This is a genomic window from Arthrobacter sp. TE12232, from assembly GCF_054062615.1.
This window is the reverse complement of sequence record NZ_JBSSFK010000001.1, coordinates 4,669,408-4,689,633: the sequence shown is the minus strand read 5'-3', so window position 1 is coordinate 4,689,633 and position 20,226 is coordinate 4,669,408. Positions and strand designations below refer to the sequence as shown.

19 protein-coding genes are annotated in these 20,226 nt (G+C 67.9%); 5 read left to right on the top strand and 14 right to left on the bottom strand.

Annotated elements, in window-relative coordinates; genetic code table 11:
- Positions 1 to 6: 6 nt before the first annotated feature.
- Positions 7 to 759, bottom strand: coding sequence for a DNA repair protein RecO (gene recO / locus ACVWZ7_RS20965; protein ID WP_344367426.1), 753 nt, complete (start codon positions 757 to 759; stop codon positions 7 to 9).
- Between the two features lie 127 nt (positions 760 to 886).
- Positions 887 to 2,626, bottom strand: coding sequence for a 2-isopropylmalate synthase (gene leuA, locus ACVWZ7_RS20960; RefSeq protein WP_344367427.1), 1,740 nt, complete (start codon positions 2,624 to 2,626; stop codon positions 887 to 889).
- 253 nt (positions 2,627 to 2,879) lie between these two features.
- Here leuA and ACVWZ7_RS20955 point away from each other — a divergent pair, with 253 nt between their 5' ends.
- Both ACVWZ7_RS20955 and ACVWZ7_RS20950 read left to right on the top strand, forming a co-directional pair.
- Complete coding sequence (locus ACVWZ7_RS20955; protein ID WP_344367428.1) at positions 2,880 to 4,832, top strand: M13 family metallopeptidase; 1,953 nt, start codon at positions 2,880 to 2,882, stop codon at positions 4,830 to 4,832.
- A gap of 67 nt (positions 4,833 to 4,899) precedes the next feature.
- Positions 4,900 to 5,667 (top strand): SDR family NAD(P)-dependent oxidoreductase, encoded by a 768-nt coding sequence (locus tag ACVWZ7_RS20950; protein WP_456508990.1) that lies wholly within the window; start codon positions 4,900 to 4,902, stop codon positions 5,665 to 5,667.
- An 83-nt stretch (positions 5,668 to 5,750) separates the two neighbouring features.
- On the opposite strand, the gene ACVWZ7_RS20945 is transcribed toward ACVWZ7_RS20950, so the two are convergent.
- From ACVWZ7_RS20945 to ACVWZ7_RS20910, 8 genes are all read right to left on the bottom strand, one after another.
- Positions 5,751 to 7,313, bottom strand: a complete 1,563-nt coding sequence (locus ACVWZ7_RS20945; protein ID WP_116767685.1) for an LCP family protein — start codon at positions 7,311 to 7,313, stop codon at positions 5,751 to 5,753.
- A gap of 157 nt (positions 7,314 to 7,470) precedes the next feature.
- Positions 7,471 to 8,430 (bottom strand): GTPase Era, encoded by a 960-nt coding sequence (gene era / locus ACVWZ7_RS20940; protein ID WP_116767683.1) that lies wholly within the window; start codon positions 8,428 to 8,430, stop codon positions 7,471 to 7,473.
- On the bottom strand, positions 8,414 to 9,745 hold the full coding sequence (locus ACVWZ7_RS20935) for a hemolysin family protein (protein ID WP_116767681.1): 1,332 nt from the start codon (positions 9,743 to 9,745) through the stop codon (positions 8,414 to 8,416). The genes era and ACVWZ7_RS20935 overlap by 17 nt, the downstream gene beginning before the upstream one ends.
- Positions 9,742 to 10,215 (bottom strand): rRNA maturation RNase YbeY, encoded by a 474-nt coding sequence (ybeY, locus tag ACVWZ7_RS20930; RefSeq protein ID WP_091251681.1) that lies wholly within the window; start codon positions 10,213 to 10,215, stop codon positions 9,742 to 9,744. Before ybeY ends, ACVWZ7_RS20935 begins: the two co-directional genes overlap by 4 nt.
- Positions 10,212 to 11,300, bottom strand: coding sequence for a PhoH family protein (locus ACVWZ7_RS20925; protein ID WP_116767679.1), 1,089 nt, complete (start codon positions 11,298 to 11,300; stop codon positions 10,212 to 10,214). Before ACVWZ7_RS20925 ends, ybeY begins: the two co-directional genes overlap by 4 nt.
- A 198-nt stretch (positions 11,301 to 11,498) precedes the next feature.
- Positions 11,499 to 11,702, bottom strand: a complete 204-nt coding sequence (locus ACVWZ7_RS20920; RefSeq protein ID WP_344367431.1) for a hypothetical protein — start codon at positions 11,700 to 11,702, stop codon at positions 11,499 to 11,501.
- A complete protein-coding gene (locus tag ACVWZ7_RS20915; RefSeq protein WP_344367432.1) occupies positions 11,699 to 11,860 on the bottom strand; it encodes a hypothetical protein in 162 nt (53 codons plus the stop codon). Before ACVWZ7_RS20915 ends, ACVWZ7_RS20920 begins: the two co-directional genes overlap by 4 nt.
- Before the next feature lie 119 nt (positions 11,861 to 11,979).
- Entirely contained in the window at positions 11,980 to 12,495 is a 516-nt protein-coding gene (locus tag ACVWZ7_RS20910) for a flavin reductase family protein (protein WP_456508989.1), read from the bottom strand.
- A 627-nt stretch (positions 12,496 to 13,122) separates the two neighbouring features.
- Between ACVWZ7_RS20910 and ACVWZ7_RS20905 the strand changes: the two genes are divergently transcribed.
- Complete coding sequence (locus ACVWZ7_RS20905) at positions 13,123 to 14,016, top strand: GerMN domain-containing protein (RefSeq protein ID WP_237563483.1); 894 nt, start codon at positions 13,123 to 13,125, stop codon at positions 14,014 to 14,016.
- A gap of 40 nt (positions 14,017 to 14,056) precedes the next feature.
- On the opposite strand, the gene ACVWZ7_RS20900 is transcribed toward ACVWZ7_RS20905, so the two are convergent.
- The 3 genes from ACVWZ7_RS20900 to hrcA form a co-directional block, all read right to left on the bottom strand.
- On the bottom strand, positions 14,057 to 14,845 hold the full coding sequence (locus ACVWZ7_RS20900) for a 16S rRNA (uracil(1498)-N(3))-methyltransferase (protein ID WP_456508988.1): 789 nt from the start codon (positions 14,843 to 14,845) through the stop codon (positions 14,057 to 14,059).
- Between the two features lie 2 nt (positions 14,846 to 14,847).
- Positions 14,848 to 15,978 carry a molecular chaperone DnaJ gene (gene dnaJ / locus ACVWZ7_RS20895; protein WP_456508987.1) on the bottom strand — a complete coding sequence of 377 codons (1,131 nt, stop codon included), beginning with the start codon at positions 15,976 to 15,978 and terminating at the stop codon, positions 14,848 to 14,850.
- 78 nt (positions 15,979 to 16,056) lie between these two features.
- Positions 16,057 to 17,070, bottom strand: a complete 1,014-nt coding sequence (gene hrcA, locus ACVWZ7_RS20890) for a heat-inducible transcriptional repressor HrcA (protein WP_116767670.1) — start codon at positions 17,068 to 17,070, stop codon at positions 16,057 to 16,059.
- 330 nt (positions 17,071 to 17,400) lie between these two features.
- Here hrcA and ACVWZ7_RS20885 point away from each other — a divergent pair, with 330 nt between their 5' ends.
- On the top strand, positions 17,401 to 18,249 hold the full coding sequence (locus ACVWZ7_RS20885) for a DUF3097 domain-containing protein (protein WP_116767668.1): 849 nt from the start codon (positions 17,401 to 17,403) through the stop codon (positions 18,247 to 18,249).
- Positions 18,250 to 18,393: 144 nt separating this feature from the next.
- Positions 18,394 to 18,813, top strand: coding sequence for a DUF4870 domain-containing protein (locus ACVWZ7_RS20880; protein WP_091251696.1), 420 nt, complete (start codon positions 18,394 to 18,396; stop codon positions 18,811 to 18,813).
- 156 nt (positions 18,814 to 18,969) lie between these two features.
- Here ACVWZ7_RS20880 and hemW read toward each other — a convergent pair whose 3' ends face one another.
- On the bottom strand, positions 18,970 to 20,208 hold the full coding sequence (hemW, locus tag ACVWZ7_RS20875) for a radical SAM family heme chaperone HemW (RefSeq protein ID WP_344367436.1): 1,239 nt from the start codon (positions 20,206 to 20,208) through the stop codon (positions 18,970 to 18,972).
- Positions 20,209 to 20,226: the final 18 nt, after the last annotated feature.

Below are 20,226 nucleotides of genomic sequence, written 5' to 3'. Positions count from 1 at the left end.
CCACTTCTACGTTCGCTCCACATGTTTGAGGGATTTCAGGACTCTCTCCAGGTGCCACTGGAGGTAACTTGCCACCAGGCCGGCCGCTTCCCGCCGGTGAAGGGACGCCGAGGCATCCGCCGTCGTCCAGTTCCCGGTGAGCAGGGCACCCAGCAGGAGCACCGTCTCCGCGGCCGGCGCCGGGGAACCCGGCGGCCGGCACTCGGGGCAGACCATGCCGCCCAGCGGTGCGGAAAAGGCGGTGTGCGGGCCGGGTGCACCGCACCTGGCGCAGTCGGTGAAGCTGGGCGCCCAGCCGCCGGTCGCGAGGGCGCGCAGCAGGTACGAGTCGAGGATGAGCTCGGGGGCGTGGTCGCCCCTGCTCAGCGACGCCAGCGCTCCGACCAGCAGGTTGTATTGGGCGGTGCCGGCCTCGCCGTCGACGTCGGTGAGCCTCTCCGCCGTCTCGGTCATGGCCGCGGCCACCGTGTAGCGGCCGTAGTCGGCGGCGATGTTGCCGCCGTAGGCGCCCTTGGCCACGGCCTGCGTCACGACGTCCAGGGTGCGGCCGGAAATCAGTTGGAGATCGGCCACCATGAACGGCTCCAGCCGGGCGCCGAAACGGCTGCTGGTGCGGCGGACACCCTTGGCCACCGCACGGACCTGGCCGTGGTGCTTTGTCAGCAACGTGATGATCCGGTCCGCCTCGCCCAGCTTGTGGGTGCGCAGCACGACGGCGTCATCACGGTAGGCGCGCGCTGCAAAGGATTGTTGGACCACAGTTAATCTTCGCACTCTCTGTGCGGAAACACGGCACGGGCAACGCCCTGTTGGAGCAAAGAAGACTGCGCCGCCGGAAGGTTCCGGCGGCGCAGTGCGCTGTGCCTCAGTTGCGTCAAGGGCCGAATCAGGCGCGGGCGTCCCGGATGGCCCGGTTCACGGCCGAGATGACTGCCTTGAGCGAGGCCGTAATGGTGTTCGCGTCGATCCCGACACCCCACAGAACCCGCTCGCCCACGGCGCATTCGACATACGCGGCGGCCAGGGCGCTGCCGCCCTCGGACAGGGCGTGCTCGCTGTAGTCCAGCACGCGGACGTCGACGCCGTCCTCGCGCAGGATGCTCAGCAGGGCCGCGATGGGGCCGTTGCCGGTGCCGGTGCGGCGGACCTGGGCGCCGTCGATCTTCAGCGACGCGGTCAGGGTCATCGCCCCGGCCTCGTCCGTTTCGGTGCCAATCGCCCCGAGCGCGTAGCGTCCCCACTGGGTGTCGGCGGCCGTGGACGGCAGGTATTCGTCCTGGAAGACCTGCCAGAGCTGGGCACCGCTGACCTCGCCGCCCACGGTGTCGGTCTGCTTCTGGATGACGCCGGAGAACTCGATCTGGGCGCGGCGAGGCAGGTCCAGGTTGTGCTCGTTTTTCAGCAGGTAGGCGACGCCACCCTTGCCGGACTGCGAGTTGACGCGGATGACGGCCTCGTAGCTGCGGCCGAGGTCCTTCGGGTCGACCGGCAGGTACGGAACCTGCCAGGTGTAGTCGGCGACGTCCTTGCCGGCGGCGGCGGCGTCCTTTTCGAGGGCTTCCAGGCCCTTCTTGATGGCGTCCTGGTGCGAGCCGGAGAACGCGGTGAAGACGAGGTCCCCGCCGTACGGCACGCGCTCGGCGACCGGCAGCTGGTTGCAGTACTCCACCGTGCGGCGGATTTCGTCGATGTTGGAGAAGTCGATCATGGGATCGATGCCCTGGACGAACATGTTCAGCCCCAGGGTCACCAGGTCCACGTTGCCGGTCCGCTCGCCGTTGCCGAAGAGGCAGCCTTCGATCCGGTCTGCGCCGGCCAGGTAGCCGAGCTCGGCAGCGGCGACGCCGGTGCCGCGGTCGTTGTGCGGGTGCAGGGACAGGATGATGCCTTCGCGCGGGTGCAGGTTCCGGCTCATCCATTCGATGGAGTCGGCGTACACATTCGGGGTGGCCATCTCGACCGTGGCGGGCAGGTTGATGATGACCTGGCGGTCCGCCGATGCCTCGAAGACGTCGGCGATCGCGTTGCAGACGCGCACGGCGTAGTCCAGCTCGGTTCCGGTGAAGGATTCGGGCGAGTATTCGTAGGTGATGTGGGTGTCGACGAGGGTTTCCTCGTACTTCTTGCACAGCCGGGCGCCCTGCAGGGCGATGTCCAGGATGCCGTCTTCGTCCTGGTTGAACACGACGCGGCGCTGCAGGACGGACGTGGAGTTGTAGAGGTGGACGATGGCCTGCTTCGCGCCGACCAGGGACTCGTATGTCCGCTCGATCAGGTGTTCACGGGCCTGGGTCAGCACCTGGATCGTGACGTCGTCGGGGATGTGGTTGCCTTCGATCAGCTGCCGGACGAAGTCGAAGTCCGTCTGCGACGCCGAGGGGAAGCCGACCTCGATCTCCTTGTAGCCCATCCGGACCAGCAGGTCGAACATCTTCAGCTTGCGGGCCGGGCTCATGGGATCGATGAGGGCCTGGTTGCCGTCGCGCAGGTCCACGGCGCACCAGCGCGGGGCCTTCGTGATGAGCTTGTCCGGCCAGGTGCGGTCCGGCAGTTCAACGGTGATCTGGTCCTGGAACGGGATGTAACGGTGGACCGGCATTCCTGAGGGCTTCTGTGCGTTTCGCATTACTATCGGGGCCTTTTCTGTGATTCCTGGTGAAAGGGTGGCCGGGCAACACAAACTCCGCAGCGAGGGTTGGCCTTGCGCTAGATCGCGTCTGAGGCCTCGCCGCGGCAGCTAAGGAGAAGCAGTTCTGCGCGCACCTTTTCACAGTAACACGGGTGCGTAAGATGAAGGAGCCAGACCACCGCAACGTCCACTATGCAGACCGTGCACCGACACAAGCTCCGGTGCCGGCCTGCCTCTCAAAGGAGCATCCGTGCCACTTTCGGGGATCGACCTGTCCACCATCGATGCCGGCGTCCGTCCGCAGGATGACCTGTACCAGTACGTGAACGGCGGCTGGCTCACGAGCACGGTCATTCCGGACGACCGGCCACTGGAGGGCACGTTTACGGCCCTGAGGGACGCGTCGGAGCTTGCCGTGAAGGAGATCATCGAGCAGGCGGCCGCCCGCGGCGCAGAGGCCACCGGCATCGAGCGGAAAATCGGGGACCTCTACAACAGCTTCATGGACGAGGCCGCGGCCGAGGCGAAGGGCCTGGATCCGCTCCGGGCCCGGCTGGCGGAGGTGTTCGCCACGACGTCGGTTCCCGAACTCGTGGCGCTGGCCGGACGGCTGTTCCGCGCCGACGTGGGCGGCCTCTTCTACATCTACCCCGCGCCGGACGCCGGCAACCCGGACCGGATCCTGCTCTACACCGGCCAGGGCGGCCTCGGCCTTCCGGACGAGTCGTACTACCGCGAAGAGAAGTTCGCGGCCATGGTCCAGGCCTACCAGGAGCACGTCGAGGCCATGCTTGCCCTGGCCGGCGTTGCCGATCCCGATGGCGCGGGCGGGCGGGTCGTCGCGCTGGAAACCGCACTGGCCTCGCACCACTGGGACAACGTGACGCTGCGGAATCCGCAGAAGACGTACAACCTGAAGTCCGCCGCCGAGGCAGCGGAACTCTTCCCGCTCCTGGCCGACTGGTTCGACGCGGCCGGCATCGCCCCGGAAAAGCGCACCGAACTGGTGATGAGCACTCCCGACTTCTTCTCCGGCGCCGCCTCCTTGCTGGACAGCGAACCGCTGGCCACGTGGCAGGAATGGCTCGCCATGCGCGTCGTCAGCGCCGCTGCCCCATACCTGTCCTCCGCGTTCGTGGACGCGAACTTCGCCTTCTACGGCACGACCTTGAGCGGGACGCCGCGGATCAAGGACCGCTGGAAGCGCGGCGTCGCGGTAGTCGAGGCGGCCCTCGGCGAGGCCGTAGGCCAGATCTACGTTGCCCGGCACTTCCCGGAAGGCAATAAGGCACGTATGCAGGGCCTCGTGGCCAACCTGATCGAGGCGTACCGGGAGTCCATCACGGGGCTGGAGTGGATGGGCGAGGAAACCAAGCTCGAGGCGCTCAAGAAGCTGGACTCCTTCCGCGCCAAGATCGGCTACCCGGACAAGTGGATCGACTACTCCGCCGTCGAGGTCGATCCCGCGGATCTGCTGGGGAACGTGGAGCGCGCGCACAGCGCCGACGTCGACCGTCACCTTGACGAGGTCGGCAAACCCGTGGACCGGGAGAAGTGGCTCATGACCCCGCAGACGGTCAACGCCTACTACCACCCGCTGCTCAACGAGATCGTGTTTCCCGCCGCCATACTGCAGCCTCCCTTCTTCACCGCCGACGCCGACGACGCCGTCAACTACGGCGGCATCGGCGCGGTGATCGGGCACGAAATCGGCCACGGCTTCGATGACCAGGGCTCGCAGTATGACGGCAGCGGCCTGCTCCGGAACTGGTGGACCCAGGACGACCGCACCGCCTTCGAGGCCCTGACCTCCAAGCTGGTGGCGCAATTCGACGCCCTCTCCCCCACGGCCGCGCCCGGCCATAACGTCAACGGCAAGCTCACCCTGGGCGAAAACATCGGCGACCTCGGGGGCCTCACCATCGCCTACAAGGCCTACCTGATCAGCCTCGACGGGCAGGAGCCGCCGGTGCTCGACGGGATGACGGGGTTCCAGCGGTTCTTCGCGTCCTGGGCCGCGGGGTGGCGGCAGGTCATCCGGACGGAGGAAGCCGTCCGCCGGCTGGCGACAGACCCGCACTCCCCCAACGAATTCCGCACCAATGCGATCGCCAAGAACCTAGACGCCTTCCACGAAGCGTTCGGCGTCACCGAGCAGGACGGCATGTGGATGCCGCCGCAGGAGCGCGTCAGCATCTGGTGATGCCGGTCGCCGGCCCTGCACCGGCACCAGCACCGGCACCAGCACCAGACGACGGAAGGGACCACCCATGGCCCGCGTTTTCATCACCGGTTCGACCGACGGGCTCGGACTCGCCAGCGCCCGGACGCTGTTAGACGAAGGCCATGAGGTCCTGCTCCACGCCCGCTCCAGGGAGCGCGCGGCTTCCCTCGCTCAGCTCGCTCCACAGGCGGCCGGCATCGTGATCGGGGACCTCAGCAGCGCCGCCGAAATCCGGGACCTCGCCGGGCAGGTCAACGGGCACGGGCGGATGGACGCCGTCATCCACAATGCCGGCGTCTACGTTTCACCCACGCGCGTCGCGACCCCGGAGGGGCACTCCCTCACGTTGGCGGTCAATGTGCTCGCGCCCTACGTGCTCACCGCGCTGATCGAGCGGCCCGGCCGCCTGGTCTACATCAGCAGCGGCATGCACCTCGGGGCGAACGGCAATCTCCGGGACATCGACTGGACCGAGCGGCGCTGGAGTGCCAGCACCGCTTACTCGGAGAGCAAGCTCTGCGTTTCCGCGCTCTCGGCTTCTGTCGCGCGGCACTGGCCCGCAGTGCTCAGCAACTCCGTGGACCCCGGCTGGGTGCCCACCAGGATGGGCGGCCCCGGCGCGCCGGACGACCTTGCCTTGGGCCAGGACACCCAAAGCTGGCTCGCCGTCAGCAACGACCCCGGCGCCCTGGTCTCCGGCAAGTACTGGCACCACCGCCGGCAGCGGACAGCCGCACCGGAGGTCACGGATCCCGGCTTCCAGGACAAGCTCACCGACAGGCTCGCCGAACTGACCGGCGTCGCGCTGTTCTAAGTCACGCTGGTCGCGCTGTTCTAAGTCACGCTGGTCCCAAGAAACGCTTTTCCAGCGCAGCGAAACCGGACGGCCCCTGAGGATCAGCGGGTGATCAGGGCCGGGTTCGCCTGCTGGCAGACGGTGTCGCCGGCCGTCTGGTTGACGATGTCCGCGGGGAGTTGCGGCGTCGCGGCGGCCGTCGGTGTTCCGTTGGCGAAATCGGCGCCCAGGTACACCTGGACTCCGACGACACCGGCCGCCGGGAGCACCTGGCCCGGCGCCACGCCGAGGAGGGCCGCGACATCGGCGGCCACGTCAGCGTAGTCCGCACCGTAGTAGACGGCAGTGGTCGCGACGGGCCGGGCCGTCAGCTGGCCCACCTTGGTGAAGCCCGCGCCCTTGATGGCCTGGATGATCTCCTGGGCCCGCGTGGGCACCCCTGAACCGTTGGCAACGGTGACCGGCTGCAGCGTCTTGTCGTAGGCCGGTGCCGGGGCGCTCGGGGCCGGCGTGGCACTGGCAGCCGGGGCGGCGCTCGGCGTCGCGGTCGGATCCGTCAGGTCAACGTCGTTGCGCATGGCGGCAAAAAGCTGCGACGCCGCGGGTTCGGCCAGCTGCAGCCGGTTGGGGTCCGATTCGGCCGGAACGGTGGGCGTGGCCACGAAGGCCACCTTGCCGACGTCGATGTTCTTGAGCCGGTTGCCCACGGTCAGCAGCGTCGGCACCGACGCCAGGCCGTCGTCGATGGTGAGGTTCTTGGTGATCGCGTCCGCGATGCCGAGCATCCGTGCCGGGTTGGTGAGGGTGCCGTCGCTCTTGATCTTCCGGGTGAGGGATGACAGGAAGCCCTGCTGGGCCTTGATGCGGCCAAGGTCACCGCCGTCACCGAAGGCGTGCCGCGTGCGGACGAAGGACAGCGCCTGCTCCCCCTGCACGGTGGACGTGCCCTTGGGCAGCCGGAGCTTGGAGTCGGGGTCGTAGACGGCGTCACTGACGCACACCTCCACACCGCCGACGGCGTTGGAGAGTTCCTTGACGGCGTTGAAGTCCGCCATCATGAAGTGGTCGATCTGGAGTCCGGTGAGCTTGTTGACGGTGTCCACGGCGCAGCCGATCCCGGCCTCGGACATTGCCGAGTTGATCATGACGCCCTTCTGGGCCGGGTAGACCTTGTTGGTCTTCGGATCCGTGCACTGGGGGATATCGACCAGGAGGTCGCGCGGGAAACTGACGACGTTGACGCGCTTGTTGTCCGCGGAGATGTCCATGAGCATCATGACGTCCGAGTGCCCGTAGCCGGTGGAATCAGCGCTGGAGCCGTACTGGGCATTCTTCCCGTCGCGCGTGTCCGAGCCGAGGATCAGGATCTGCATCCGGTCCGTCGAGTCGTTCACGGAGTTCTCGGACTTGACGCTGCCGGCGCTCAGCGGGGCCTTGGTGATGTTGCCCTGGAGCCGGATCACCCAGTAGGCGCCAAACGCGATCACGCCGACCAGGAGGACCGCGAGGACGCCCGTGGTGACTTTCAGCCAGGTGGGAGTCCGCCGGACGGCGCCGAGGTGGCGGGCCGGCCCGACGGCGGTTTCGCCGGTGTGGCGGGCAGCAGCGGATGACCGAACCGGCGGGGCGGATCCGTCGGCGCGGTTATCACGGGGTCGAGCCACTTGTTGAGCCTTCCTTCACGAACGGGGAGTTTGCCCATTTTAGTGTCCGAAACTGAGAAAATGCCGATGGGCCCGCTCTTGGGAGCGGCGGGGCGAACCCGCGGCCCGGTCACAGCCCAACTACCGGCCCCGTTAGAGGCCTTACTAAAGGTACGGCTCAGAAGCCGAGTTTGACGAGCTGCTTCGGATCGCGCTGCCAGTCCTTTGCCACCTTGACGTGCAGGTCGAGATAGATTCGGGCACCGAGCAGCGCCTCAATCGCCTTGCGCGCGTTGGTGCCGACCTCGCGGAGCCGGGCGCCGCCTTTGCCGATGATGATGGCTTTCTGGGACGGGCGTTCCACGTACAGGTTGACGCGGACGTCGAGGAACGGCCGGTCTTCGGGACGCCCTTCCCGCGGCACGATCTCATCGACCACGACGGCCAGGGAGTGCGGCAGTTCATCGCGAACGCCCTCAAGGGCAGCTTCCCGGATGAGTTCGGCGATCATGACAGCTTCGGGCTCGTCCGTCAGGTGCCCGTCCGGGTACAGCGGCGGCGAGGCCGGCATGTGGCTGATCAGGACGTCGGCCACGGTGTCGACCTGGAAGCCGTCGGTGGCGGAGACCGGGACGATGTCGTTCCAGCCGTCCTCGCCGCGGACCTCGCGGCCCAGGGCGGCGACGGCGAGCAGCTGCTCAGTGAGGGCCTGGCGGTCCACGGTATCGGCCTTCGTCACGATTGCGATGATGGGCTTGTTGCCGACGGCGGCCAGCTGGGCGGCGATGAACTTGTCGCCCGGGCCGATCTTTTCGTTGGCAGGAAGGCAGAAGCCGATCGCGTCGACCTCGGCGAGGGTGTCCGCGACGAGTTCGTTCAGCCGCTTTCCCAGCAGGGTGCGCGGGCGGTGCAGGCCCGGGGTGTCCACGAGGATCAGCTGGGCGTCGTCCCGGTGAACGATGCCCCGGATGGTGTGGCGCGTCGTCTGCGGCTTGGCCGAGGTGATCGCCACTTTCTGGCCGACAAGGGCGTTGGTGAGGGTGGACTTGCCCGCGTTGGGGCGCCCTACCAGCACCGAGAAACCGGCGCGGTAGCCGCCGTGGGCTGCTTCGCCGTCGGACTTATTCTGCTTGCTCACGTGAGACTCCCTGTTGAATTGGTGCGGCCTCGTCGAGAAGGTCTTCAAGGTCAGTTTCTTCTTTTGCTACGGTGGCCGCAATGATGTGGCTGACGCGGTTCCGCCGGCCCTCGAGCCGGTCGGCGCGGAGGGACAGCCCGTGGACCTGGACGGTGCTGCCGACGATCGGCACCCGCCCGAGGGCCTTGGCGAGCAGGCCGCCCACGGTGTCCACTTCGTCGTCGTCGAGCTCCAGGTCGAAGAGCTCGCCGAGGTCATCGATGCTCATGCGGGCGCTAACCCGGTAGCTCCCGTCACCGAGTGCCACGGCCTCGGCGCTTTCGGTGTCGTATTCGTCCACGATCTCACCGACGATCTCCTCGATGAGGTCCTCGAGCGTGACCAGCCCTGCTGTTCCGCCGTATTCGTCGATGACGATCGCCACGTGCGTCGATTCCTTCTGGAGTTCCCGCAACAGGTCGCTGACCGGCTTCGAATCCGGCACATAGCGGACCTCCCGGGCGAGTTCGTCGACCACCGGCGGCTCCTCGGCCGGGCCCAGGTTGTGCAGCGCAGCGGCGACGTCCTTGAGGTACACAATGCCCAGGATCTGGTCGGTGTTTTCGCCGATGATCGGGATCCGCGAGTACCCGGAGCGCAGGAAGAGCGACATTGCGCGGTGCAGGCTGGATCCGGAGTCGATGGTGAGGATGTCGGTCCGCGGCACCATGACGGAACGGACCAGGGTGTCCCCGAAGTCGAAGACCGACTGGATCAGCTCGGCCTCGTTGTCCTCGATCACGTCGGACTCGGTGGCGCGGTCCACGAGTTCGCGGAATTCCTCTTCGCTGAAGAAGGCCTCGTTGTCCGCCGGCGCGCCGGGGGCGACTGCGCTGCCCAGGCTGACCAGCCAGCCCGGAATCGGGCCGAGCACGGCATAAAGGAATCGAACGAGCGGCGCGCTGAAGCGGACCAGGGCGGCGGAGTGCACCCGGCCAAGCTGCCGGGGAGAGACGCCGACGATCACGAAACCGATCACTGCCATGATGCCGGTGGCGGCCAGGCCGGCGAGCCACACGTTGTCCAGCAGGCTGTGCAGGAGGACGGTCACGGCGACGGCGGAGGCCATCTCGAACCAGATCCGCCAGAACCGGAGGGCGCGCATGTGTCCCACGGGCTGCGCCAGGATCCGCTTCAGCGACGTGCCCCGGCTGTTCAGGACCGCCTGTTCGGCGTCGTGCCGGGGCAGGAAGTTGAAGGCGGACTCGGCAGCGGTCAGCACCGCGGCAAAGCTAAGGAACACCAGCGCCATGCCGGCAAGAATCAGTGGGGTCACTGAATCGTCTCTGACGGGGCCTCTTTGCCGGTGAACGCGGTCAGGAGTTCGCGCTGCAGCCCGAACATCTCTTCCTTTTCCTCCGGCTCGGCGTGGTCATAACCCAACAGGTGCAGGATGCCGTGCGTGGTGAGAAGCAGCATCTCGTCCTGGGTGGAGTGGCCGGCGTTCCGGGCCTGGACCTCGGCCACCTGGGGGCAGATGGCGATATCGCCGAGCATGCCCTGCGGGGTCGGCTTGTCCGGCGTGCCCGGGGTCAGTTCGTCCATCGGCACCGAGAGGACATCGGTGGAGCCGGGCTCGTCCATCAGTTCGATGTGCAGCTTTTCCATGGCCGGTTCGTCCACCAGCAGGATGGACAGTTCCGCCTGCGGGTGGATGTAGAGGCGTTCGAAGATGAAACGCGACAGGGCCACGAGCTCGGACTCGTCGACCGCCACGCCGGATTCGTTGTTGACCTCAATGCTCATGCGTGTTCTCCCCGCGTCTCCCGGGCAACGGAATGCTTGACCCGGTTCCTCTGGACTTCGTCCCAGATGCTGTAGGCGTTGACGATGTCCCCCACCAGGCGGTGCCGGACGACGTCGGAGGCATCCAGCACGGAGAAGTTGACGTCCTCGATCCCCTGCAGGATTTCCTCGACGATCCGCAGCCCTGAACGGGTGCCGAAGGGAAGGTCCACCTGGGTGATGTCGCCGGTGACTACCATCTTGGAGCCGAAGCCCAGGCGGGTCAGGAACATCTTCATCTGCTCCGGCGTGGTGTTCTGGGCCTCGTCGAGGATGATGAAGGCGTCGTTGAGCGTGCGGCCGCGCATGTACGCCAGCGGGGCCACCTCGATGGTGCCGGCGGCCATGAGCCGCGGAATGGACTCGGGGTCCATCATGTCGTGCAGGGCGTCGTACAGCGGCCGCAAGTAGGGGTCGATCTTGTCGCTCAGGGTGCCCGGCAGGAAGCCCAGACGCTCCCCCGCCTCGACGGCAGGACGGGTCAGGATGATCCGGCTGACTTCCTTCTGCTGCAGGGCCTGGACCGCCTTGGCCATCGCCAGGTACGTCTTGCCGGTACCGGCCGGCCCGATCCCGAAGATCACCGTGTTGGCGTCGATCGCGTCCACGTAGTTCTTCTGGTTCAGCGTCTTGGCCCTGATGGTCTTGCCGCGGGTGGAAAGGATGTTGGTGGTCAGCACTTCCACGGGGTTCTGCAGTGACTGGCTGCGGAGCATGGACACAAGCTGCTGCAGGACGGCAGGGGTGATGACTGTGCCCCGGGCCACCAGCCCGCGCACCTCGTTGAGCAGGCGCATGATGCGCGGCACGTCGGCGGCCGGACCGCTGATCGCGAGCTCGTTCCCCCGGACATGGAAGTCAACGGCAGGGTACTGGTTTTCGATGAACCGGAGGGCTTCGTCATGGCTGCCCAGCGACTGGACCATCTGCTCTGAGTCGTCGAACAAGACCACCTCCGTCCGCAACCCTGGTAGGGAGTGGGGGAATTCCCCTGCGGTGCGCTCTCCGGCGCTGAACCGGGCCTTGCCGTTCGCTGCTTCAGTCATGGTGTTGGCCCGCGGGCCTCTGGTCCCCTCCAGTATGAATATGGTCGGTCCCCGTGATCCCTGCCGACGGCGGTTCGCACCGCCCGCGGCCGGGGTCACCGGGTCCTTCCATCTTACGCCAGCGCGGCGCGCCCGACGCCGGTCAGGGTCCGGCGCCGCCCGCGTGCCGGGCCGCTGAGGCGCACCAGGACGTCGCCGTTAGTTGTAGGTGTTCCCGAAGATAACGTAACCATCAAGCCAGTGGGCCCCTGTGCGCGGGAAGGACGGGTCGGCGCTATCCGGCTCCGGAGCGTCCTCCTGGACCGGCCGGGCGGGCGCCTCCGTCATCAGGGACCAGGCCGCCCAGACGCCGCCGGCCGCCAGCCCGAGACCGCACGCCAGCGCGATCCACACGGCGCTCATGCCGTGCCCCCGGGGATGATGCCCAGCAGACGGATGCCGTCGCGATGCCCGTACATCCGGCGTCCGTGGCACCCTGCACTGACGACCCGGACGACTGCTGAGTCGGGCGTCTTGGAATCGGTGCGACCCACGTAGGCGTGGTGAGCCGAGATGACCACTTCGACACTGGATCCGACTTTTATGGAGCCCCAGTCTTCAGGGAAACCCCGCGCGTCGAAAGTGTCCGGCAGTGGGGTTCCGCGGCGACCCCCGCGGCGCGATGGCGACCTCAGCATGGTCATCCCACGCTCTCCAGCACCCCTGCCCGGGATCGGACGCCAACATAGCTGCCCCGGTAGAAGAGCAGCGGCTCGGCGTCGGCGCGGGCGCTCAGTGCACGGACCGCGGCGACAACAATCGTGTGGTCCCCGCCGTCGTACTCCTGGCGCAGTTCGCAGTCCACCCAGGCCAGCGCGTGGTCGAGGACAGGGTTCCCCAGCGGCGACGGCGAGTGGTAAACGCCGGCGAATTTGTCCGCCCCGGAACGGGCGAACTGCGCCGCCAGGTGCTGATGTTCGGCCGGGAGGATGTTCACGGTGAACCGGCCCGCCTCGCGCAGCAGAGGCCAGGTGCTTGAGGTCCGCGCAGGACTGAAGGACACGAGGGCAGGTTCCAGCGACAGAGAGGAAAAGGACTGGCACGTAAAGCCGGCGGGACCGTCCTTCGTTGCCGCGGTGATCACGGCCAGGCCGGTGGCGAAGTGGCCCAGGATGGTCCGGAGCCGGCGTGGGCTGAGGTCAGAATGTTCCGTCATGGCGGGTCCTTTCGAAGTCTGTGCCCTCAATCAACCACCCCGGACGCCGCTTCCCAACCCCGGCAGAAACGCACAGTCGCGCTGCGACGCAACGCGTCACGGACGGAAGCATGACGTAAAGAATCTGTCGCAGCGCCGGCATACGGTATTCACATGCTCAATATTCGTGAAGGGCGCCCGGGAATCGTCCCGGTGGGTCTATCCCGGAAACGCCGACGTGCTGCCCGAATTCCGGAACACCGGAATAGGCTGAGGCAGTCCCTTCACTGCTGAAGTGCAACGCCACCGAGGCCGGACCTCTCGTGGCAGCCGCTGCCCGGCGGGACATGGTTCCCGACATTATGTATCAACTTCGCATCGGCCTCATATCGTTCCCGTTGCAGTTCCGCCGGGCGCCCCCAAACCGGGCTTTCGCCCCGGGCCCGTGTGCCATGCTGGAATTCGGCTGTCCTCCAGGGCTCCGGGCCGGGCGCCCGGCAGGCCAAGGACAGGCAGCCACCGGCGGTCCATGCCGCCGACAAAACGGATCATTCCCGCCCGGCGCGGCGTGGCACACGAAGGGACAGCAGCATCAGGCAGCGTGAGGGTCAACAGTCAGCAGCGGGACGTGTCCGTCGCGTCGCGCTGGTGCTCGTGCTGCCCGCCGCTCTCCTTCTGTCCGGCTGCGTGGCGACTCCTCAGGGCGGCATCACCAATTCCAGCAGCCCATCGGAGCTAATTCCGGACGCGGCGTCGGGCGCCCCCACCACCAGCGCTCCGCTGGAGACCGCGCAGACCTCCAACAAGGCCCCGGTGTACTGGATCGGGCGGAGCAACGACAACGCGTTCCTGTACCGCGAGTTCCGTGACGTCCCGGATCAGGACAACCCGGTCACGCGCGCCCTGCGGGTAATGATGTCCCAGAAGCCGCTCGACCCGGACTTCTTCACGCCGTGGCAGAATCCGAAGAAGCTGTCGACGTCGATTTCCGGCAAGAACGTGATCACGGTGGATGTCTCGGCGGATGCTTTCAACAGCAACGTGGACGCGGCCATGGCCGAGCGCGCCATCCAGCAGCTCGTCTACACCGCGACGGCAGCTGCCGCCAGCGCGGGCCTTATCGATTCCGGACAGCAGGTCCAGGTGGTAGTCCTCGTCGACGGGCATACGGACTATGTCGCCTTCAACCACGTCCGGCTCGGCGCTCCGACGTCGCGCAGTGCCGGGATGGTTGCCCCCGTGTGGATCATTGATCCGCAGGAAGGCATGTCCGTCGCTGACGGGTCCGTCAAGATCAGCGGCCGGAGCACCGTTCAAGGCGGGAAGCTTCGCTGGGAGATCCTCAAGGTGGACGGCGATAACGCCAAATCCGCCTATCTCAATGGCAACGCGACGGCTTCGGCCGATTCCGCGCAGTCCGGGCTGTTCACCCTGTCCGTGAACCTCGGCCCGGGACGCTATGAAGTCCGCGTGTCCCAGGTGGACCCGGCGGACAGCTCCAGGGAAGTGTTCACCGACACCCGCGGCTTCACGGTCAACTAGTCACGGGCAAATAGTAACGGGCAAATAGTCATGCTGCCGGCTACCAGCGTCCGAGGATGTCGCTGGCCAGCACGGTGGCGGCGGGTCCTGCCGTGGACGAGCGCAGCACATGGTGGCCCAGCAGGGCTGTCACCGCTCCTGCGTCGCACAGCCGGGTGACCTCCCGCGGGCTGATGCCGCCTTCCGGGCCCACGATCAGCAGTACTTCACGGGGCCCGTCGCTGCCGGGCGCCGCCTCGCCCTCAGCAGCACTGTCCAGCCAGGCCTCAAGCACTTGCCGCAGGGGGCGGACGGCGTCTTCGTGCAGGATGACCGCGAGGTCCGCGGCTGCCACGGCCGCCTGCAGCCCGGCACCGTCGACGGCGGCCCGGACTTCCGGGATCCAGGCCCGGCGGGCCTGCTTGGCGGCCGCGGTCACCACCGACTGCCACTTTGCATGCGCCTTCGCGGCACGTTCGGCCTTCCACCGCACGATGGACCGCTCGGCCTGCCAGGGAATGACGGCGTCGATGCCCAGTTCGGTGGCGGTTTCGGCCGCGAGTTCGTCGCGGTCGCCCTTGGCGAGGGCCTGGACCAGAACCAGCCGGATCGCGGGTTGCGGCTCCGCCAGGAGGTCCAGGCACTCGACGGTCAGTTCGCCCGGAGCGACGGCGGCGACGGTGCCGGTCAGGCGCTTGCCGGCGCCGTCGGCGATATCCACGGCCTCCCCGACGGCGAGCCGCTTGACGGTGATGGCGTGGCGGGCTTCGGCGCCTTCGAGGACGAAGTCCGAGCCGGGGACCTGCTGGTCCAGGGCGCCTGGGGCGGTGAAGAAGACCGGGTTACTCACCGCTACAGGTTACCGAGCCGATCCCGCAGTTTGGCGAAGACGCCGCCGCTGGCGGCAAGCTTTCCCGCGGTGAAGTGTTCGCCGCGGTGCTTGGCCAGTTGGCGGAGGAGTTCTTCCTGGGCGTGATCGAGCTTGACCGGCGTTTCAACCTGCAGGTGCACCTTCAGGTCGCCGCGGCCGTGGCCGCGCAGGTGCGTCACACCGAGGCCGCGCAGGGTGATGACCTCGCCCGACTGGGTGCCGGCCTTGACGTCGATCTCCTGCTCGCCGTCGAAGGTCTCCAGGGTGATTTCGGTGCCGAGCGCGGCAGCCGTCATGGGGATGTTGAGGCTGGCGTGGAGGTCGTCGCCGTCGCGGACGTAGGTAGGGTCATTGTTGACCCGGATCTCCACGTACAGGTCACCGGCCGGGCCGCCGGCGGGGCCCGCCTCGCCCTGCCCGGACAGCTGGATACGGGTGCCGGTGGCAACGCCGGCCGGGACCTTGACGGTCAGGGAACGGCGGCTGCGGATCCGGCCCTGGCCGCTGCACTCGTTGCAGGGGTCCTTGATGACGGTGCCGAAGCCCTCGCAGGAGCCGCAGGGAGCCGACGTCATGACCTGGCCGAGGATGGACCGCACGGCACGCTGGACCTGGCCGCTGCCGCCACAGATGTCGCAGCGGACCGGGTGGCTGCCCTCGCGGCAGCAGGAGCCCTCGCAGGTGGGGCAGATGACGGCCGTGTCCACTTCGAGCTTCTTGTTGACGCCGAACACAGCGTCGCGGAGGTCGATCCGTACGCTGATCAGCGCGTCCTGGCCGCGGCGGATCCGGGACGCCGGGCCGCCCTGGCCGCCGCCGGCGCCGAAGAAGGTCTCGAAGATGTCCTGGAAGGCGAAGCCCTGGCCGGAGTAGCTGCCGCCGCCGAAGCCGTTGTCGGTGCCGTTCTCATTGCCGGTGGTGTCATAGACCCGGCGCTTCTGCGGATCGGAAAGGACCTCGTAGGCGTGGGTGACCGCCTTGAACCGGTCCGAGGCGTCCTCCCCCGGGTTCACGTCAGGGTGAAGGGTCCGGGCCAGTTTCCGGTAGGCCTTCTTGATTTCCTCCCCCGTTGCGTCGCGGGAGACTCCAAGAACGTCATAGTGGCTGCTCAAAGTGTGTATCTCTTCCTTGTTGTTCTGCCTGTGGGGCACTGCCTGTCGGGCAAAAAGTAGCGTTCGGTCCCGGGCCGGTCAGGGCCCAAGGATCCTCGAAAGGTAGCGGGCCACCGCGCGGACGGCGGCCATGGTGGTGGGATAGTCCATCCGGGTGGGCCCGAGGACTCCGACCTTGGCCGTGGCGTCCGGCCCGTAGGCGGTGGCCACCACCGAGGCCTCGGCGAGGCCGTCGTAGGGGTTCTCCCGTCCGATGCTGACCGTGACACCGCGCGGGTCTTCGGCCATTTCGCTGAGCAGGCGCAACATGACCACCTGCTCCTCGAGGGCCTCCAGCACGGGGCCGATGCTGAGCGGGAAGTCCACGTTGGAGCGGGCCAGGTTGGCGGTGCCGGCCATGACCATGCGCTCCTCGCGGCTGCTCGTGGCCAGGGCCTCGAGGCCGCGGGCCAGGGCCTGGGCTGCGCCGCGGCGCGCCGGCGGGCCGCTCGCCACGACGGCGGGCAGCAGTTGCGGCATCAGGCTCAGCGGGGTTCCGGAGAGGCTGGCCAGGAAACGGGTGCGCAACTCCGCCAGTGCGTCGTCGGCAATCTCCTGGCCGACGTCGATCACGCGCTGCTCCACCTTTCCGGTGTCCGCGATCAGGACCGCCAGGACCTTCCGGGGCGCCAGCAGCACGAATTCGATGTGCCGCACCCGGGCGCGGCTGAGCAGCGGGTACTGCACGACGGCGACCTGGTTGGTCAGCTGGGACAGGAGCCGCACGGTGCGGTCGAGGACGTCGTCGAGGTCTTCTGATCCTTCCAGCAGCGCCTGGATGGCCCGGCGCTCGGCCGGAGACAACGGCTTGACGGCCGAGATCTGGTCGACGAAGAGCCGGTAGCCCTTGTCCGTCGGAATCCGGCCGGCACTCGTGTGCGGTGCCGTGATGAGGCCTTCGTCTTCCAGTGCGGCCATGTCATTGCGGATCGTGGCACTGGAGACACCAAGATGGTGCCGTTCAACCAGCGCCTTGGACCCGACTGGCTCGCGGGAATGGACGTAGTCCTCCACGATGGCGCGCAGCACTTCAAGTTTGCGTGGTTCGCTCACGCTCCACCTCCAATCGACGGTCCCGCAGCCGGTGCCGCCCCAGGACCGTTCGGTTCGCGTCCCCGCGTCGTGCGGGGGCGGTCCGTGACCGGACAGGGGTTAGCACTCGACATGCCTAAGTGCTAACCAGTCTAATATGAGTCGCCGCGTTGTTAGCATTGGATTCGCTCCGGGCGTTGCCTGCGGGATCACGGGGATCCGTCACGACGGCGCGGGAACCGCGGCAGCCGCTACCGTCGCCGCGCCCCTGTGGTCCGGTTCGGGCCCCTTCGGGCCCCGGAGAGTTCCACCGACCGCCGTACATTCCGAGTGCAAAGTAAGCGTGTAGAGATGTCGTACCAGAACTGGGGGCCCCAGGACCTGTCCGCCCCCGCCAAGACGCAGTTGCCGGAAGTCCCGGTGGAACGCGGGATGGTCCTCGAGGAGGTCCAGTCCGGCTGGGTGGGCGCCGTGACCCGGGTGGAGAAGTCCGGCGGCATGCACGTGGTGGCGCTGGAGGACCGGCGGGGCAAGTCCCGGTCCTTCCGCCTCGGCTTTGGCTTCCTTTTGGAGGGGCAGCCGATCCGGCTGATGCCTCCGGCGCCGAAGGCGGCGCCGGCCGCCGGTCCCGGCCGCACGGCGTCGGGCTCGGTCCGGGTGGCGGGACAGCGCGCACAGGTGGCCAAGGCCAGCCGGATCTGGGTGGAAGGCAAGCACGACGCCGAGCTCGTGGAGAAGGTCTGGGGCGATGACCTCCGGGTGGAGGGAATCGTCGTCGAGCCGCTGCACGGCATTGACGACCTCGCGGCCGCGGTGGCGGAGTTCCGCCCGGGTCCGGGGCGCCGGCTGGGCGTGCTGGTTGACCACCTGGTGCCCGATTCCAAGGAGTCGCGGATCGCCGACGCCGTCATGGCTTCGCCGGGTGCCGCGGGCAACGTCCTGATTGTGGGCCACCCCTACGTGGACGTGTGGCAGGCCATCCGGCCCGCGGTCCTGGGGATTGAGCGGTGGCCGGTGATCCCCCGCGGCGTGGACTGGAAAACCGGCATCCTGACGGCGTTCGGGTGGCCCCACTCCACCAAGGAGGACATCGGCCTCGGCTGGCAGAAGCTCCTCGGCGCGGTCCGCAGCTACGCCGACCTGGAGGCGTCCCTGCTGGGCCGCGTCGAAGAGGTCATTGACTTCCTGACCGTGCCGTAGCGCGCCGCGGCGGCCGCTCCGTGATCTCCATTTACGCGCCCAAGCAAGTATTCTTGAAACGGCGGCCGCGCTCCCAGCGCGGTCCCGGCTATTCCAGGCACAACCCAGGCAGCAACGCATCACCGCAATCCGAAGGGCTTCACCGTGGCAGATAACGCACGCGAACACACGGGCAACCAGGCCGGCCATGGCCAGCCCCCGTACCATGGCGTTCCGGCAAATGCGCTGCCGCTGACGGCCGGCGAGGACCGGCAGTGGGCCACGCTGGCGCACTTCGGCGGCATCCTGGGCTGCGTGCCGTCGCTGCTGATCTACTTGATCTTCAAGGACCGTGGCCCGTTCACGGCCCAGGAGTCCAAGGAAGCCCTCAACTTCACCCTGCCGCCGACCATCGCGGCCGTGCTCGCCAATCTGCTGGTCTTCATTCCCGTGGTGGGCAACCTCTTTGCCGTGCTCGCCACGGTGATCTGGATCGCCGTGACCTGTTTCTCGGTGGCGGCGGGTATCCATGTCAACCGCGGCCAGCCGCACCGCTACGAGTTCAACCTGCGCTGGATCAAATAGACCGGGATCAAGCAACCCGGCGTTAAGCCGGCCCGGCCCCAAACCTCCGGTCCCGAACAGAATGAGCCGGCCGCTGCCCCCAAAGGGGCAGCGGCCGGCTCTTTGTGTATCCACGGCCCGGGCGCGGCCGGGCTCCCCGGCCAGAGGGGCAGCGCCTTAGTCCGGCAGGATCCTGCGGACCACGGCGTCGGCCAGGAGCCGGCCCTTTAGCGTGAGGACCAGCCGCCCCTTGAAGGCGGCGGCGGGGTCCACCAAGCCGTCGGCGATCAGCCCGGCGACCGCGTGCCTGCCGGTGTCCCCCAGGCCGCCGAGGCTCGGGATGTCCAGCCCGGAGTTCAAGCGGGCCTCGAGCATGACCCGCTCCACGTTGCGGGTCTCGGTGTCCAGCGTTTCCCGCCCGGCGGCCGGCGACGCGCCGGTGCCGAGACGGTTGGCGTAGGCGGTGGGGTGTTTGACGTTCCACCAGCGGACGCCCCCGACGTGCGAGTGCGCCCCGGGGCCGATGCCCCACCAGTCGTCCCCCCGCCAGTAGGCGAGGTTGTGCCGGCAGGCCTGTTCGGGGGTGCGGGACCAGTTGCTGACCTCGTACCAGGCGAGCCCGGCCGCGGAAATCAGTTCGTCGGCGAGTTCGTATTTGGCGGCGTGGTCGTCGTCGTCGATTTCCGGCACCTCGCCGCGGCGGATCTGCGCCGCAAGTTTGGTGCCGTCTTCCACAATCAGTGCGTAGGCGCTGATGTGGTCGGGACCGTAGGACAGGGCGGTCTCGAGCGAGTAGCGCCAGTCAGCCAAGGATTCCCCCGGCGTTCCGTAGATCAGGTCAAGGCTGACCGCGAGCCCCGCCTGCCGTGCCCACTGCACCACCTCGGGCACCCGGCTGGGCGTGTGGGTGCGGTCCAGGACCTTCAGGACGTGCGGCACGGCCGACTGCATGCCGAAGGAGACGCGGGTGAACCCGGCGTCGGCCAGCAGCTGCAGGGATTCCGGGGTGACGGAATCCGGATTGGCTTCCGTGGTCACTTCGGCGCCGGGCTGCAGGCCCCAGGCCCCGATCGCAGCCGTGAGAATGCGCGCCAGGTCCTCCGCCGGCAGGAGCGTGGGCGTGCCGCCGCCGAAGAAGACGGTGCTGAGCGGGCGTTGGGGCACGCCGGAATTGTTCAGGACGCGGGCGGCGAAGTCCACCTCGGCGATCGCGGTGGCGGCGTAGGCGTCTTGGGAGGCCCCGCCGCCGAGCTCGGTCGCGGTGTAGGTGTTGAAGTCGCAGTACCCGCAGCGCACCGCGCAGAACGGGATGTGCACGTAGAGCCCGAAGGCGCGCTGAGCAGCGCCGTCGGCCGCCTGGGCGGGCAGGAGCCCGTCCGACGGCGCCGGGTCGCCGAGGGGAAGGACGCTAGGCACAGGCCCGGCCTGCCGGCA